Here is a 16605-nt window from a genome sequence, read left to right on the forward strand (position 1 = left end):
TCATTCCTCATCAATCGACGGCGATTCCACGTCGGTCATGCCAAGCAGCCGGAACTCGTTGTTCACGAATTCGTAGTACCGATCCCGGTTACGGTTTTCCAGAGGATTTCCTTGGGCGTCTTCTTCGCCATCGAGCGTGACGCCGGAAATGATGATCAAGCGACTATCGGGCAGGTACGTCGTGTCGAAAGTGCTGCCGTCGTAGGCATTCGGAAGACCGCCAACGACATCACCGGTCTGGGCGTCCAGCACTTCGCCGCAAATGGCGCCGCCGCCACAGCCGAACCTGTACAGGATGTAATGGCCGGCGAAGTTGACCTTGCCTTGCAGGATCTTCGCCCGGGTGCTGTCCATGACCGGGTTGCTTTGTTCCTGCGGCACCGGTTCATGGTTGGGGTCGCTGAAAACGGGGGTGACGGCGTAATCCTTGAAGTCGGGACCGGCGGCGAATGCCATGGAAGTGGCAGCTGACAGCAAGCTGCCGAGAACAGTCGAAAATCCTTTCAAGTACTAACTCCATAACTGCAGTGAAAACCGTTGGCTTACTCAGACTGACCTTCATAACGCTGTGTCTGCGGGTTGAATTGCCACAGATGTGGCCGGGTCATGCCCTCTTCGCCCTTGTAGCGAATCCGCCCTCGCTTGTCCCTGATGTAGGAGTAGATCTCGATGTCCTTGAATTCACCGCCTCCTTTGGGCGGACCGTCCAGAACTTTGACCCCGGCGAAGTAATCGCCACCCGAATACTTCAAGTAACCACGGCACTGGATCAGGAAGGCGAATGTGCTGTCCATCGAAGAGCCAATGCCTACGCGGGAATTGAAGATGAAGTCTTCGATACCATCGCCGTTTAGGTCGCCACGGAAGACTACGTGGCCTGGATCGATAGAGAATTCTTTTCCATCGAGACTGGAAAGTATGTATTCCGGATCTGCGCCGCTCTCCGGCCATTGCGATAAGAAATATTTGGAGTCAGCTTCCTGATTGCAGACACCTGCCGCCATCACGGCTATCGGCAGCCAGCTCATGCATAACACCAGCAGTCGTTTCACTTCACATCCTTCGAATTCATCAATTCCAATTCACCATCCCGATACAACACTTCGCACCCGATCCACGCCAGATCCACCTGCGGCATCACCGCCGAGGGCTTGCGCAGTTCCCGCAACAACGTCGAACCATGCGACAACCGCCCACCCATCCGCGCAATCACCGCCCGCGCTGCCTGATAGTGCGCGTGACGCCCCGGATCGAGGGTGTCTTCCAGCAAGATGTCTTCGCCAAGAATGCCCCGCACCTGCCCCGGGTAAATCATGAATCCGGTGGCCTGTTCGGCACCTTCGCGGCCGTCCTGCCAGAAGCTGCCGTCGCGCGTGCGGATGTCCGGGTGCGGCGCAAACCAGTGTTCGCGATCCGCCAGTGGCATGGAGTGATGCAGGCGGAAGAAGATGCGCATCAGGTTGTCGCGATACCACTCGCGTACTTGCAGGTAGTAACCACGCAGGCCCGGCAGGCCGGTTGAATGGGCGAAACGGATCAGGCCTGACCATTGCGGGAAGGCCTGTAGTGGCAACGCGCTCGACGCGGGTCGAGGTGTGGCCGGATCGGTCTCCCACGGCAGTCGATGAGGGCTGTTTTCCAGGTTGTCGTAAGCGGTGGGCGGTCGGCCCAGCCAGTCCCCGCCGCTGCTGGCCAGCGCCGTGGCGATGCACAGATTGCCCTGCACCACGAACACATAGAACCGGGTGAACCAGTCGGCCAGTTCCTGACCGTCAGCACCCTGGGCGACGAGGTCGGTCAGCTCCCGGTCGAAGCGCTGCAAGCCGTGCTCAAGGCTCAGCAAATGCCCGCGAGCGATACGCTGCATGCGCAGAAACAACGGTAGCGAACGCAACATCCGCAGCGGTCGCCACGGCAAATGCGGAGTCGCGCCGCCGACTTCACCGGCATAGTTGCTGGCACTGATGCCCCAGTCGGCCAATCGTGCGAGAAACAGGTCGTTGTTGATGTAGGACGCGCCGCCAAACACGGCCGTGAACGGTTCGTTGTCCTGCAACACCCGCGCATCCCAACGGGCCATGATCGCCGGAATGCTCGCGGCGGCCCGGCGCTGGGCGTACTCCACCAGCACGCTGGGTTGCGGCGGCAGGATCTCGGCGATGTTGGCGGCCGTCAGGTGGCGGCGCCAGCCGTAGTCGCTGATCGGCCGGTATTGCAGCAGCCACAGTTGCGTACCGTCCCAGGCCCATTCGACATCGCCCGGCACATAGTGAAACACCCGCAGGACATCCTGGAGAAAGCGCCACAGCACGTCTTCGGTCAAACCGCGGGCGGTCGCGAACGTGCCACTGCGCCAGGCATCGCCGAGCCGCGAAAGCGTCGCACGTTCCGGACTGATCTGACCGTCGGCAAGGGATTCGAGATGGCCTTCAACCCACTCGAGCTCCACCGACAGATGGCGCACAAACGCGATGCCCGACACCTGTGGCGTGATGAAACGCTGCACCACCACTTCCTCGACACCTTCGGCAGTCAGCGCGGCAATACGCGCTGGCACGTTGGCAGCCGGCTCGCGCAGATAGGTCGTGCTCAAACCGGCATTCGCCGAGTCGGCCTGATCTTCGCCGTAACTGGAGGAACGCACCGCCCAGGTCGCCTGTGATTGGCTGGCGAGAAAGGCCGGTAGTCGCGGATCGTTGCAATCGTTGAGGGTCAGCGCCGCCGGCACCGGTTGCCGGGCCAGTTCCGCCAGACGCAAACGCCCGCCCTTGGTGTGCGCGACGAAGCCGCGCTCGCCCGACTCCAGCCACTGCGCAAACTGCGCGGGCGCGTCGATCCACGGGTAATGGCCCCAACCGGGTTTCAGGCTGATGGTCAGATCTGCGCGCGCAAGAATCGCCGACCATGCGGCGGCTTGTTCGATGCCGAGCACCTTGTCCTGATCGCCCCAGACCAACTCGACCGGGTCGGTGATCCACTCCAACAATGGCAGCGCGGTGTCGGCACGGATCAGATCCCAGTGCGGCACAAACGCACGGCAGCGCGCATAACCGGCGCCCATGCGCTGGTACTGCGCGGGTGTCCAGGTCTGGTTGGAGAACTTGCGCGCAAACAGCGTGGGCTTGTTCGACAGCAGCCAGTGAATGGACTTGCGGATCGGCAGCGGTGACATCAACGCCGGCAATCGGCGCTGCCACAAAAAGGCGCCCACCGGCGCCAGCAACACACTGCGAGCAAAGTGCCCGGGCCGACGTTGCAGCGCATGCAGCACCAGCAACGCGTTGACCCCGACGGCCATGATCGCGCTGCCCTTTTGCGTCATCGCCAACAAGGTCTGCGCATAAGCCGCCAGATCCTCGCAGGGCGGCTGCGGGTTGGCGCCGAAGCCCGGCAGCTCCAGCGGCACCACGTCGTAACGCTGAAAGTGCGGCAGCGCGTCATCCCACCAATCGGCGGCGCTGCCGTTGCCGGCCAAGAGGTACATCAGGGGCTTGCTCATGGGCGATCCTCAGGCCAGATCGCGCAGCGCGGCGTCGAGGGTCGGATAGCGGAACGTGTAGCCCGCCTCGCTCAAACGCTGCGGCACCACACGCTGACCGTCGAAGAACAGCTGAGCCATTTCCCCGGCCAAGGCACGCACTGGCGCGGCTGGAATGTGGAACCACACCGGACGCTTGAGGACCTTGCCGACGTTCTCGGCGAACGCTGCCTGACTGACGGTTTCGGGCGCGACCATGTTGTAGGTGCCGCGCAAATTTTCATCGTGGAAGGATCGAGCGATCACCTGAATCACATCGTCGCGATGCACCCAGCTCATGATCTGCCGACCATCGCCCATGCGCCCGCCGAAACCCAGGCGGAACGGAATCAGCAATGGCAACAGCGCACCGCCCGGCCCGAACACCACGCCGAGGCGCAGCACCACCTGACGCACGCCAAACTGCGTGGCGGGTTGCGCCGAAGCCTCCCAACGCGCACAGAGCTCCGCCATGAAACCGTCACCCTTGCTGGCCTGTTCATCGAGGCTTTCGCTGGCATCGCGCACACCGTAAAAACCGATGGCCGAGGCCTGAATCCACAGCGCCGGTTTGTGGCTTGTGTGCTTCAGCCAGGTCATCAAGGCTTCGGTGGTATCGATCCGACTGGCGAGTAGTTGCGCCTGCCGCGCGGGGCTCCAGCGCGGCCCGGCGACCGGTGCGCCGGCGAGGTTGATCACCACGTCGAAGGGTTCGTCGCAGCCGAGTTCGCTCAACAAACGCACACAGCGAACGCGACCGTCGAACAGGTTCGCCGCTTTCAATGGATCCCGCGCCAACACGCTGACGGTGTGGCCAGCATCGAGTAACTGATTGACCACGGCTTCACCGATAAACCCGGTGCCCCCGGTGATCAGCACGCGCTTGTAGGCGCCGCCGACAAAGGGGTTGGACTTGCTCACGGTTCTTTCTGGTGGGGATGTCCGACGATCATGGCGCAACAACCAGATCAGCGGCGGCAACAACACCAGCAGCGCAAAACCGTCGAGCCACAGATGCGACCAGACCTGTTTTTGCGCTGAAAGCCACATGTCCTGCGGCGCCCATAACAGAACACCAGCCATCAACCAGGCCCAAATTGCGGGAGCTTTAAAACGGTTGCCGAGGTGCACCAACGCGAGCATGTACAGCGAATAACTTTGCAGCGTCGCGCCGAACAGCGCGAGCCACCAGACCTGTAGCTCGTGACCGGCGGCAGGAACCGCATCGGCGCCCCAGAATGCGAGTTCGAGGGTGTGAAGATAGCCGTCGAGTAATCCGGAATGACCGGCCCAGGTCAGCGTGAGACTGGCGAGCACATGCACAATTGCCGCGGCATACAGCCACAGCACCATCGCGGGGCGAAGAGAGAAAGAGGGGGCTGGCATTCCGTGTCCTGAGCGCGTTCCTTGAGGGCGGGGAGTTTAAAGGAGACAGGAAGAATACAACCCGTCTCCTTCCAACTTACTTCAATGCTTTGATGGTTGGATCTTGATAGCTTGAGTCAATTTCAATACCCGCCTTTTCCGCCTTGTCTTCTCGGGACTTCCGAATAGCAGCATATTCTTTCATCTTGGCTGGCAGCAGCTCTTTCCAACGCTTTTTATCTTCAGCCTCGGTGAAAGCAGCACTCCAGTATTCACGCTCGGTGGTGAAGCTCAAACTTACCAAATACGTTCCGCGCTCATCAGGAGCATCATCAGAGTCTCGCCGCCATGCTTGCAACGCAAGATGATTGCCATCCTTATAAAAATGCCAATTGTAGAATTTACCGACTTTCAACCATCGCTCATGATCCAGATTATAGTTCGGATCCAGCCACGGATGACTTAATACGCTATCACCCATGACTTCATCAGCTGAATTAATCTTGCCAATTTGACTACCGGAAATTCTAGGATCAGAAGGTGCGTAATAGTGTACCCAGCCCGCCTTCTTTATATCTTTTATGAGATCGTATAGAAACGCTCGATACTCATCATGCTTGCTTCCATCCGGGAGACTCCGAATTGATAAGTCGAGGTTCTCCACAGTAGTGCCTACCTCACCATCTACTGCAGTACTGACACTCGCAACCTGGTCTAGACGCAGAGATTTATTCACCTCGACTGATGGAAGGTCTTCATCACCGAATGACTTTTTAACTTTATACCAGCACATATCCACATCAGAAATGCACTCTTTTGAAAAAGACACAGGAGAACTAGAAAGTAGATTGCTTATCTCCTCACCAATCTCAACACTGATTAACTGGGTTTTGTTTGCCATGGAAACAGTCCCTACTTTGTCTGAGTCACCGCATGCAGCGAGCAATAAAAAAAACAACAACCCGTAAAATTTCATTTTCGGCTTTTCCAGGTAGAAATCGTCTCTATTTGCTGCTCCATATAATCTTTCTTTTGCCCCATCATTTTATGGTATTGCTTTGCAATTTCCAGAATAAACTCCATTCGATCAGACTCGTTAAACAAGTCCCCTTTAGTCATCTGAACCCTCAACTCCTTATTATTTACATCGCAGGCAGAACTGAAAGAAGCAACCCGCAACGGTACAAACGGTGCACCCTCAGCGGCAGCTTGTGTCTGCAGAACTTTCTGAAACAAAAAGCCGTTATAGATAAGCGGTTGAAGAATTCTTCTTTGTTCATGATCAGCAATTGCCAATAGTGATTGCTGTTGAATATTTCGTTTCGCAACCGGATCAGATGTCGTCTCGGATTTTTTTATGAGGTTGAAGCCTGCAGTGATGTCAGGAGTCAGTCCCAGATTTTTCAGAACAGGTAGTGCTTTATCCGCCCAAGGCAACTCATCGATATTCATCTGAACTTGCGCATCGCAGCTCTTCGCGTTTCGCTTCGGGGCACAGTCATTAAATTGCTCCGGATATTTTTTATAGAACCAATGCCAGACAAAAATATCCTGAAACAGCCAAAAGTTGCCCATGCCGAGGCCATTTTTGCCTATTTTGTAGGGGATCTGAAATGGCAACGGCACTATGCCTGTCAGGTACGGTTCCGAAGGAATGTAATCGAGACCACACATGACTTGCTTGCTCGCGAAAGCTGCCAATCCCATCCAGTAAAAGCGTCCCTTCAAGTCAGGTTTGCCGTCCTCACCACGCTCTAGGTAAAACTCAGCATAGGCTGCTGCAATGCGCGCGGCTCGTGCGCTGAAGTCACCCACCAATACCATTTTGCTCGACGAAGAAAACCAGCTCTTTTCTGAGACACTCAGTCGGCTGATAGCCTCTTGCTGCCCCATCGTCCACAGCTTGTCGCATTTCAACGTGATGTCTTGAACGGAGCAGCTTTGGTTATTGGTTTTGAATGTAGCAACGGGTGCGCTCATTTATTTCTACTCGCTTCGTAATCGTCGGAGCCTTCCGGCACGATGAGTTCGTCCCACATCAGATGGACCTCAGCGGTTTCCTCGCTGTCAGTCACCACACGCGGATGCAGACCATCTGTGTTGCTTTTGGAGATTTTAGGAGCGACCGACGAAGGGACAATAATCGCTGCCTTCACAGACTTTATGGGTTGACCGAGCCCGGTCACAAAACGGATTTGTTCGTCATACTTCGGACTATTGGCAGTACCGGACTTCAGTGTGTTCCCCGCCCTAGCCTGATCCGCAATCAGCGGAATGACCGGTGCCAGAATGCCAATTCCCGTACCGCTTCCTGCCGAGCCTCCGGCATTGATCTTCACCACCGGTCCAACCACCGTCACACCACCGCCATCGAGCTTGATAAAGCTCCCACCGCCCAGAATGGTCAGTTCGGTGCCAGCCTCAATCACCATCTTGTCGCCAGACTTCAGGTGGATCTCTTTCCCCACACTGGTCAACTGGGCGGTACCGAGTTTGATGTGCTGGCTTTCTCCTACCGTCAGGTGATCGTCGGCTTTCGCTTCGATCTTGCGGTCGCTTATGGTGGTGCGGTGTTCTTCTGCCTTGAGCTCGGTGTAGCTGTTCTTCACCACCGTGTCGTGACGTTCATTCCCGACGCGGATTTTCTGGTCGTGTTCGACGTTTTCATCCCAGTCGCGCTGGGCGTGGATGAAGATTTGTTCGGCGCCTTTTTTGTCTTCGATGCGCAGTTCGTTGTAGCCACCGCCGCCCGGGGAGCTGAGGGTTTTGAAGACGGTGCGGGTTTTGTTTGCCGGGAGGGCGTAGGGCACCGGGTTTTCCTTGTGGTACAGGCAGCCGGTGACCAGTGGCTGGTCGGGGTCGCCTTCGAGGAAGGTGACGAGGACTTCCATGCCGATGCGCGGGATGGAGATGGCGCCGTAGCGGTCGCCGGCCCAGGAGCTGGAGACGCGCAGCCAGCAGCTGGTTTTGTCGTCGGCCTGGCCTTCACGGTCCCAGTGGAATTGCACCTTGATGCGGCCGTACTGGTCGCAGTGGATTTCTTCGCCTTTGGGGCCGGTGACCATGGCGGTCTGGCTGCCGAGCACGCGGGGTTTCGGGTGCTCGAGGGCCGGGCGGTAGAACACGTCCCATGGGGTGGCGAGGAAGGTGTTGCGGTAGCCCTGGTGGAAGTCGTCCTTGTTGTCGGTGGTGTCGCTGGTGACCGATTCTTCGAGGACTTGCGGCTGTTTGCCTTCGTGGAAGATTTCGGTGAGCAGCCACAGGTCGTTCCACTCGCTGCGCGGGTGGTCGGACATTTCCATGAAGTGGCCGCTGACCAGTCGGGTCTGGTCGCTGCGACCTTCGGCCTGACGGTAGTCGGCGCGGTGACGTTCGAGGGCGCGCTGGCTGAGGAACTTGCCTCGCGCACGGTCGATGAAGCGGCCGGGGTAGTCGTAGTCTTCCAGATCCGGTTCAGTGCTCTCGCCGTCCGGTTTGTACGCGGCTTCCATTTGCAGGCGCGGTTTCTCGAAATCGTAGTCGCGGCGGGTGGTGCGGCTGGTGCGGGTTTCCAGGCGCAGCTTGAAGCCTTTGATCACCGGCTCTTCGGCGACCATGCCGCTGCCCTGCACGTACGCGGTCGGCTGGCCGAGGTTCGGGAATACGGTCTGGTCATCGCCGAACACCAGTAGATGGCCTTTCTGGCTGTGCTGGAAGTGGTAGTGAATGCCTTCCTCTTCGCACAGACGCTGGACGAAGTGCAGGTCGGTTTCGTCGTACTGCACGCAGTAATCGCGATCCGGGCACGGCTGGCTCAGCTGGAAGCTGTAGGCGTTGCCCTTGATGCCGTGCTCGTCGAGGATCAGCGCGATGATTTTCGGCGCAGACATCTGCTGGTAGATGCGCTGGTTGGTGCGGTGATGCAAGTATTGCAGCTGCGGCACCAGCGAAACCTTGTAGCGGGTCAGGCGCTTGCCGGCATCGCCCTGGGCGACGCGGTAGATCTGGCCGTGGATGCCCGAGCCTTGTGGATCGAGGGCGAGGAACGCCTGTTTGTGCAGGAGTTTTTCCAGGTCCAGATCCGGGTTTTCGCTGACCAGTTCCAGGTCGAAACGGAACGGCTGGCTGATGCCTTCGGTGCCGGTGAACGACAGGACTTGCAGGTCGCCTACGTAGTCTTCGACCGTCAGGCTGAAGTGCGTTTCGTTAGCTGGGTTGAACATAGTGTGCTCCCTGTTCGAATGTCATCCGTTACGCCCTCAGCCGCAAACGCTGCAACCAGGACGAGGTGGCGCCCAAGGCGTCACTCAATTGGTCAGCAGAAATGTTGCGCTCTGCCGCGTCAAAGGCCAGCGCGGTGCGCAGCGCGGGCCAGCAGTGTGTCGGCAGATTTGCCGGCGCTTGCAGTTCGCGATCCAGGTGTTCGTCACGGGCCTGGGTCGAGGGCAAGCGGCGGAACGGGTGTTTGCCGCCCGCCAGTTCATAAATCACGCAGGCTACGCCGTACACGTCTGCGCTGGCCGACAACGGTTGGCCCTCAAGCAGTTCGGGGGCGGCGTAGCCCGGGGTCCAGGCGTTGAAGCGCTCGCGGCTCAGGTGCGGCAGGCCGGGAAGGATGCCCTCCTCAGCCTGCCCGAGACCGAAATCGAACAGGCGCACGCCGTCTTCGCTGAGCATGACGTTGCTCGGTTTCATGTCTCCGTGCAGCACACCGCGACGGTGGGCGTAGGCCAGCGCGTCGAGCAGCGGCAGCGCGATGTCGCGCAGTTCTTTCCACGGCAGGCCCAGTGGCCGCTCGCAGAGCAGTTTGTCCAGGGTCAGGCCACGCATGAGTTCCATGGTGATGAAGGCCCGCTGGCAATCGGTGTCCACTTCGAACGTGTGCGGTCGCAGCACGTTGTCGTGGCGCAGGCGTCGGGTCAGGGCGAACTCGCTGTAGAGCAAGGCACTGGCGTCCGGCGACTCGGAAAATTCTTCGCTGAGGATTTTCAGCGCAATGTAAGGATCGGGATCGCCGAACTGTTCGTGCAGCAGATCCCGGGCCCGGTAAACCGCACCCATGCCGCCGGCCCCGAGCAGACGCTCAAGGTGATAGCGGCCGGCGAGTACGTCCGGCAGTGCACCGATGCTGGCCTTGGTCGGCACCAGCAAAGGCTCTGCCTTGTTTTCCTTGGCGAAGGCGAAGTAAGTCAGGTTGTTGGCCTGCTCTTCGCTCATCAGCAAGTCATCGACTGAGGATTCGATTTCAGTCATTGGCGGATCACCACGGCAGTCAGGTTGTCGCGAGCGGCACCACGCAGGGCGCCGTCGAACAGACGTTCCAGCGCCACGTGCGGCGCCGCCAGGCTGAGCGCATTGCCGAGGGCATCGCTGCTCAGGCCTTGATACAAACCATCGCTGCACAGCAGGAACACATCGCCCGGATACACCTCGAGTTCCAGCACATCCAGGGTCAGTTGTTCCGCTGCACCGACCGCCCGGGTCAAGGCCTGGGCCGCTGGGTGCGCCGCAGCCTGCTCGACGCTCATCTGTTGCTCGTCGATCAGTTGCTGCTGCAGCGAATGATCCTTCGACAGCTGATACAACCGCTGGCCGCGCCACATGTAGCAACGGCTGTCGCCGGCCCAGATGCAGGCCGCACGATTGCCTTCCACCAGCAGCGCCACGACGGTGCTGCCCATGATGCTGTCGTGACGCCCGGCGGTGACGGTCAACTCCTGCCCCAGGCGCCGGTTCAGCCAGTGCAGGCACTGGCGGATGGCTTTGAGGCGTTCGTCGAAGTCTTCGTGCTGCGGCAGTTCAGCCAGGCTGGCGACGATCATCTGGCTGGCGATGTCGCCCCCCTGATGACCGCCCATGCCGTCCGCGACCACCCACAGCCCATGCTGCGGGGTGTCGAGGAAGGCATCTTCGTTGCGCGACCGCACCTTGCCCGGGTCGGTTCGCGCCGCGCTGCGCCAGGGACTGGCCACCAGCATCAGAGCTGCACCGGCATACGGAAGGTACGCATCACGCCCATGTCGAACGGATTCGGCGTGCGCTGGCTGGTGAGCAGGTAGTTGGCGCGCAGGCCACCCACATCGGCTTTGAGCACCAGCACGTCGCGACCGGTCAGGTACTCGGTCTGCATCAGGTCGAACAGACGGAACAGCGACCACGGACCGGAGTTCTTCTCGATGCCGATCGGGCGGCCGGCCATCTTGTCCATGACGAGGCTGGTGCGACCGTCTTCAGCATCGGTCGGCCATTTGAAGTTCATCGGCAGGATCGGACCGTGGCGGTATTCCATGGTCTTGTCGCCGAACTTGAACTCGGAACGGCTGACCGCCGGATCGAGGGTGTACGGCTCCAGCTTGAACTGCACGGTCGGCTCGGCCGGGTTGATCGAGAAGAAGCTCTGGCGAATGTTCAGTGCCGCCGCCATCTGGTCGAGGAAGACCTTGGACACCGGCAGACTGCGACCGTCGACGCTGCGCATCCGGTAGTTGCCCGGATCACCGCTGACGAATGGACGCATGTAGCTGTCGAAGAAGCGGTCGATGGTGCCTTGAGCCCGGAAGAACTCGCGGAAATCGCTGATCGCCACATCGCTGGTGCTCGATGCGCTGAATGGGTAACGCTGGTTGATGGTCTTGCCATACACGCTGTACAGCTCGCTCTGATAGCGGCCGTTCAGGTATTGGTAGGCATCGTTGAGCACCAGGCGCCACGAGTCTTCGGCCAGCACGTTGAACCACACGCTCAGCGGACGCGGCAGACGACCCGACGCATTACGCAGGTTGGTCAGCGCATCACGCTGGCCGCTCATGCGGGTCTTGGCCAGTTCGAACGCGGCTTGCTCCGGCGTGCTGGAACGGGCGAGGCCCGCCATTTGCAGTTGCAGGTCGTTGAGCGCGGCGAATGCCGGGGTCAGGTCAGCGGCCGGGCCGTTGTTGTCGTCGAGCAGCTTATGCAGCGGTTCGAAGCGACGTTGCAGGGACTTCTTGGCGGTGTCCGGCAGATTCTTCGCCACGTTCATGGCCGAAGCCTTGTCCGCGACAGCGGAAGCAAGTTTGCCGACCTTGCCCAGTTTGCCCTTCTGCCCCGCCAGCGCATCGGCGGCGTCACCGGCTTCATCCACCGGCTCAGGGGCCGCCTGGAAGCGGGTGTTTTCGCGGACTTCAGTCAGCAGCGCCAGCACCGGCGAGTTGGCTGACGTCAGGCCCGCCAGTTGCTCGGCGCCTTCACCGGCATCGCTGATCGGCGGCAGCGCCACCTGGCCAACGGCCTCGCTCCAGTAGTTGGCGTAGTCGCGGAAGTACAGTTGCTCCAGCTCGACCATCAGGCGACGCAAATCCATGTCGCTGATGCCCGCGCCTTCGCCCAGTACCCAGTTGTCACGCAGGATGTCGGTCACCAGCGATGCGCCTTGTACCGAGAAATACTGCTGATAGCCGGTCTGGGTGTAGAAGCCCGGAATCACGTATTCAGTGCCAATGAACAGCGAGCCCTGCGGCCCGAGGTGCTGGCTGAAACGGTAATCCGGCAGGTTGCGCGCCTGCTCGCGGAGCATGCGGTAAACCACGGTCGCCAGCGACTCGCTGCGCAGGATCTGACGCGCCTGGGTCACCAGTTGCTCGTTGAGCGGATAGATAAACGGCTGCTGCAACAGACGCTCGAGGTGCGTGTTCAGACCGTTCTGCACTGCGGTGTTGCCGGTGTAACGCTGCGACCAGTCCGCCGCGATCCAGTCCTTGAGCCATGCCGCGTCGCGACGATCCTTCATGTTCAGCATCAGGTACGCGCGCAGGCTGTTGATCAGCTTTTCGCGGTCCTTCATGTTGGCGCGGATCTGGCCTTCAAGCATCGTTGCAACGCGCGGCAGCAGTTGCTTTTCAAGCTCGTGCTCGTAAGCCTCCTTGACCACCGGATTGACGTCCTGGCCCTGATACAGACCCATCCGTTCGTGGTAGGCAGCGTCGCCCTTCTTCGGGAACACCTGAGTCGCGGCGTAGCTGGTGTCGAGGGTTTTCAGCACGCCCATCGCGTCATCGCGCGGCGACAGTGCCGTACGCTGCTGAGTCCAGTTCTGCGCCAGGTTGCGCAGGTTTTCCAGACGCTCGTAGTTGGCCGAGAAACCTCCGGCCCAGAGCATGCCGAACAGCACCAGCGCACCCAGTGCGCCGACGTACAACGCACGCTGGCCCCAGTGGATGCGGCTGCGTTCGCGCTTGTCCAGCCCGGCCAGATCGGCCTCGGGGAAAATCACCCGGCTAAGCAAGTGATGGATGAAACGCGAACGACCGCTGCGCAGCGTCGGCAACACACCGGCGCTCATGCCCAGACTCGCGCCGATACCGGCGGTGGTCGAATCCATTTCCTGAGTCAGATGCGGAGCGCTGGTCAGGTAGAAGCCACGCAATTGAGTCGCACGCTGGTAGCGGTTGCCGGTGAACGCCATGTCGACGAACAGGCACAGACGCTCGCCGATCTGCCCCATCTGATGCGGGAAGTCGAGGATGCGGCCACGGCGCTGGGTGTCGCGCTCGGAGTGCATGCGCATGATCACCTGGCTGTTGAGGCGACGCAGCAGCTCTTCGAACTCGTTGCGCAGTACCGTCACGTCGGTGCCGACCTGATCCTTGCGGAAACTGGTACCCAGCACCTGATCGCTTTCTTCGCGGGTCAGTTGATCGAAGAACTCGTCGAAGCCCAGCAGCTTGTCGGCCTTGCTCAGCACCAGATACACCGGCACATCGACGTGCAGCTTCTGATAGACGTCTTGCAGACGCGCACGCACCTGGCGGGCCAGGGTTTCGATGTCCTGTTCGCTGCCACCGGTCAGGGTTTCCACCGGAATGGTCACCAGCACGCCGTTCAGCGGACGACCGCGACGACGCTTGCGCAGCAGCTCCAGCAGGGTGGTCCAGGCGCTGCCGTCGACTTCCGCATCCGGCTGGGTCAGGTAGCGGCCGGCGGTGTCGATCAGTACACCGTGATCGGCGAAGTACCAGTCGCAATGACGGGTGCCGTGGGTGTCACGGGTCAGCTTGCGGTCAATCTTGTTGATCGGGAATTCCAGCCCGGAGAAGTCCAGCAGGCTGGTCTTGCCGCTGGCCTGCGGGCCGATCAGCAAGTACCACGGCAAGTCATTGCGCCAGCGCTCGCTGCGGCCTCGATACAGGCTCGAAGTCTTGAGGGTTTTCAGGGCGTCCTTGAAACGCTCCTTCAACTCTTTCTGCTCTTCGTCGATCAACTCTTCGCGGCGGATACGGTCCTGGCCGTCTTCGGTTTCTTCGACGGCTTTCTTGCGAATGCCGGCGCGCCAGCTGACGAAGACCATGGTCAGGCCCCAGATCAGGAACAGCACGCTGATGGTCAGCAGACGCGACGTCGCGCTCTCCCAGAACTTGTAGTCATCTACCGCCAACAACGGGCCGACGAACCACACCAGCAGCGCCACGAACAGCACCAGCAGCAGGGTCCAGACCCAGGTCTGGCGCAGGAAGGCGCCGACTTTCTTGAAAAACTTTTTCATCACACGTCCCTGTTTACGGCTGCGACTGCGGCTGGGCCGCTGCCGGATCAAGCGGCTGATAAGGTTGCAGAACGGTGTCGCGCTGCTCGCCCAAGACCCAGGCGAAGCCCGAATACATCATCACCAGGCAGACGAAGGTGAACAGCACCACCATCCACGCCGGCACGATGCGCACCAGGTTGCGGCGCTGATCGTTGAGGCCTTCCCACTGCGGCGACAATTCACGCGGCACGTCGCCACGCAACTGACGGATCTGCCGGTATAGGGCGTCGCGGATGCCTTCGAGCTCCAGCATGCCGCGCGCCTGCACGCGATACTTGCCCTCGAAACCGAGGGACAGGCACAGGTACATCAGCTCCAGCATCGGCAGGTGCTTGACCGGGTTTTTCGACAGCCGATCGAGCAGCTGGAAGAACTTCTCACCACCGAAGGTTTCGTTGTGGAAGCTGCTGAGCAGGCTCATCTGCGACCACTCGCTCTCGTTGCCCCACGGCGTGGTCACGACGGCTTCGTCGACCACGGTGCAGAGCACGTATCGGGCGGCCATCACCTGGCTGCTTTCGGCGCCGTTGTGCAGGGCGCGCACTTCGAACAGCTTGAGCCCGGCGGTCAGGCGCTCGTTGAGCGCGTAGAGGTCTTCGCGGGTTTCGCTGTGCTTGAGGCGCACCACTTCCGACAGCAGTTCGGACGAGGCCGCCACCAGCGAATTGAGGCTGATGTTGAAGGCTTCCGCCGGACGCAGGCGCGCGGCGTAGATCATCCGTTCTTCCAGTTGTTCGAAGCGCGGCGGCGCAGCGAAGTCGGTCAGCGGACTCGCCGCCGGGCCATGGCCCTGACGGTCGAGCAGGACGGTTTTGTCGTCCTGGTTGTGTTCCATGTCCTTGATCATGTCGGTCAGTTCCTGATGGCCCAGAATTTCAGTTCAAGCTCGGCGAATTCGCCGGACACGTGGAACGCGAAGCCGCCGGAGCGCTCGAGTTGTGCCAGGTCTTCGGAACTGAGTTCGAGGATGAAATAGGTTTTGTTGGAGTGGAACGCGATCTGCCGCGGGGCCACCGGCAACGGTTTGACCTTGATCCCCGGCAGGTGCAGGTTGACCAGTTGGCGGATACGCTCCACCGGGCCGACCTTGAGGTGCGCAGGCAAGCGATTGCGCAGTTCTTCGGAGTCGCAGTTGGCACTGGCCGCCAGCACGAACGACGCCGAGCCCAGCAGTTTGTGGTCGTGCAGCGGCGAGACGATGATCCCGTACTGACGCGCTTGCAGGATCAGCTCGATGGCGTGCTGTTCCAGCACCATCGACAGCACCTGACGGATCGACTCCATCAGTTTGCGGAAGCTCGCGCCCTGGTCGGCGTGGGAGTAACGGCTGTCCAGGCGCGGGCGTTTGCTGTCGCTGGAGAAGGTCGCCAGATCGCCGAGCATGGTCAGCAGCGTGCGGTACAACTCTTCCGGGTGAACCTGCTCCAGGCCCAGGTAGTGGCGCAGCAGCAGTTCGGTGCGGTTGATCAGTTGCAGCATCATGAAGTCGCCGATTTCCGCGCCGCCGACCTTGCCGTTAGAGCGAATCCGCTCGGCAATGGTGTCGCCCCGGTGACCGAGCATGCTGATCACTTCTTTCAGGCACGACAGCAGGTAGCTGGAAGCGTGGGCCTGAATGTAGGTCGGCACGAAATCCGGGTCGAGGCTGATCACGCCGTCGGGCGTGGTGTCGAGCACGTCGCAGATCTTCAGCTTCACGTAGGCCTGGTCGCTCTGCTGCTCGCCGAGCAACAGCTTGAAGTCCGGACGACCGCAACTGACCTGACTGGCGGAATCGTCGCCGGCGTTGGAGTCGGCGACTTCGGCGTCATACGCGGTGTAGCGCGCCAGCACGTCGGACTGTTCCGGGCGACGGGCCTCGATGTGGTTACCGGTGACCAGCGGCAGCGCCAGGTAAACCGGCATGTTGCCGGTGTTTGGCGGCACGTCTAGCGCAAGCGGTTCGGTGTTGCCACCGAGCTCGAACAGGCTGCCGTCCGGCAGGATCCCCGAGGCTTCACTGATCACCAGCTTGCCCATGTTGAGGAATTGCAAGTCAATCTGAAGATTCAGGAAACCCCAGGTGTAGCCGCCCAGCAACTGGGTGCGGGTCTTCATCTGGTGATCGTAGTAGCGGTCGTTGTGCTGGAAGTGCTGCGGACGCAGCAGCATGCCTTCCTGCCAGATGACTTTATGGGTATTCATG

At 60.3% G+C, this 16605-nt stretch carries 12 protein-coding genes; all 12 read right to left on the reverse strand.

Features of this window, described 5'->3' with window-relative positions; genetic code table 11:
* On the reverse strand, positions 1 to 456 hold the full coding sequence (locus tag NH234_RS00285) for a hypothetical protein (protein ID WP_367257265.1): 456 nt from the start codon (positions 454 to 456) through the stop codon (positions 1 to 3).
* A gap of 86 nt (positions 457 to 542) precedes the next feature.
* Positions 543 to 1052 (reverse strand): hypothetical protein, encoded by a 510-nt coding sequence (locus NH234_RS00290; protein ID WP_367255259.1) that lies wholly within the window; start codon positions 1050 to 1052, stop codon positions 543 to 545.
* On the reverse strand, positions 1049 to 3499 hold the full coding sequence (locus NH234_RS00295; RefSeq protein ID WP_367255261.1) for an alpha/beta hydrolase: 2451 nt from the start codon (positions 3497 to 3499) through the stop codon (positions 1049 to 1051). The genes NH234_RS00290 and NH234_RS00295 overlap by 4 nt, the downstream gene beginning before the upstream one ends.
* Positions 3500 to 3508: 9 nt before the next feature.
* Positions 3509 to 4903 (reverse strand): TIGR01777 family oxidoreductase, encoded by a 1395-nt coding sequence (locus NH234_RS00300; protein WP_367255263.1) that lies wholly within the window; start codon positions 4901 to 4903, stop codon positions 3509 to 3511.
* Between the two features lie 76 nt (positions 4904 to 4979).
* Positions 4980 to 5783 carry a hypothetical protein gene (locus NH234_RS00305; protein ID WP_367255265.1) on the reverse strand — a complete coding sequence of 268 codons (804 nt, stop codon included), beginning with the start codon at positions 5781 to 5783 and terminating at the stop codon, positions 4980 to 4982.
* Positions 5784 to 5854: 71 nt separating this feature from the next.
* Positions 5855 to 6862, reverse strand: a complete 1008-nt coding sequence (locus NH234_RS00310; RefSeq protein ID WP_011336580.1) for a hypothetical protein — start codon at positions 6860 to 6862, stop codon at positions 5855 to 5857.
* Positions 6859 to 9084, reverse strand: a complete 2226-nt coding sequence (locus NH234_RS00315; RefSeq protein WP_367255267.1) for a type VI secretion system tip protein VgrG — start codon at positions 9082 to 9084, stop codon at positions 6859 to 6861. The genes NH234_RS00310 and NH234_RS00315 overlap by 4 nt, the downstream gene beginning before the upstream one ends.
* A 28-nt stretch (positions 9085 to 9112) precedes the next feature.
* Complete coding sequence (locus NH234_RS00320; RefSeq protein ID WP_367255269.1) at positions 9113 to 10114, reverse strand: serine/threonine-protein kinase; 1002 nt, start codon at positions 10112 to 10114, stop codon at positions 9113 to 9115.
* Positions 10111 to 10839: a PP2C family serine/threonine-protein phosphatase gene (locus tag NH234_RS00325; RefSeq protein WP_085685940.1), complete on the reverse strand. Its 729-nt coding sequence runs from the start codon at positions 10837 to 10839 to the stop codon at positions 10111 to 10113. The genes NH234_RS00320 and NH234_RS00325 overlap by 4 nt, the downstream gene beginning before the upstream one ends.
* Complete coding sequence (gene tssM, locus NH234_RS00330; RefSeq protein WP_367255270.1) at positions 10839 to 14378, reverse strand: type VI secretion system membrane subunit TssM; 3540 nt, start codon at positions 14376 to 14378, stop codon at positions 10839 to 10841. The genes NH234_RS00325 and tssM overlap by 1 nt, the downstream gene beginning before the upstream one ends.
* 13 nt (positions 14379 to 14391) lie before the next feature.
* Positions 14392 to 15267, reverse strand: a complete 876-nt coding sequence (gene icmH / locus NH234_RS00335; protein ID WP_011336585.1) for a type IVB secretion system protein IcmH/DotU — start codon at positions 15265 to 15267, stop codon at positions 14392 to 14394.
* A gap of 5 nt (positions 15268 to 15272) precedes the next feature.
* Entirely contained in the window at positions 15273 to 16604 is a 1332-nt protein-coding gene (gene tssK / locus NH234_RS00340) for a type VI secretion system baseplate subunit TssK (RefSeq protein ID WP_367255272.1), read from the reverse strand.
* Position 16605 lies beyond the last annotated feature (1 nt).

This window comes from Pseudomonas sp. stari2 (assembly GCF_040760005.1).
Lineage (GTDB): Bacteria > Pseudomonadota > Gammaproteobacteria > Pseudomonadales > Pseudomonadaceae > Aquipseudomonas.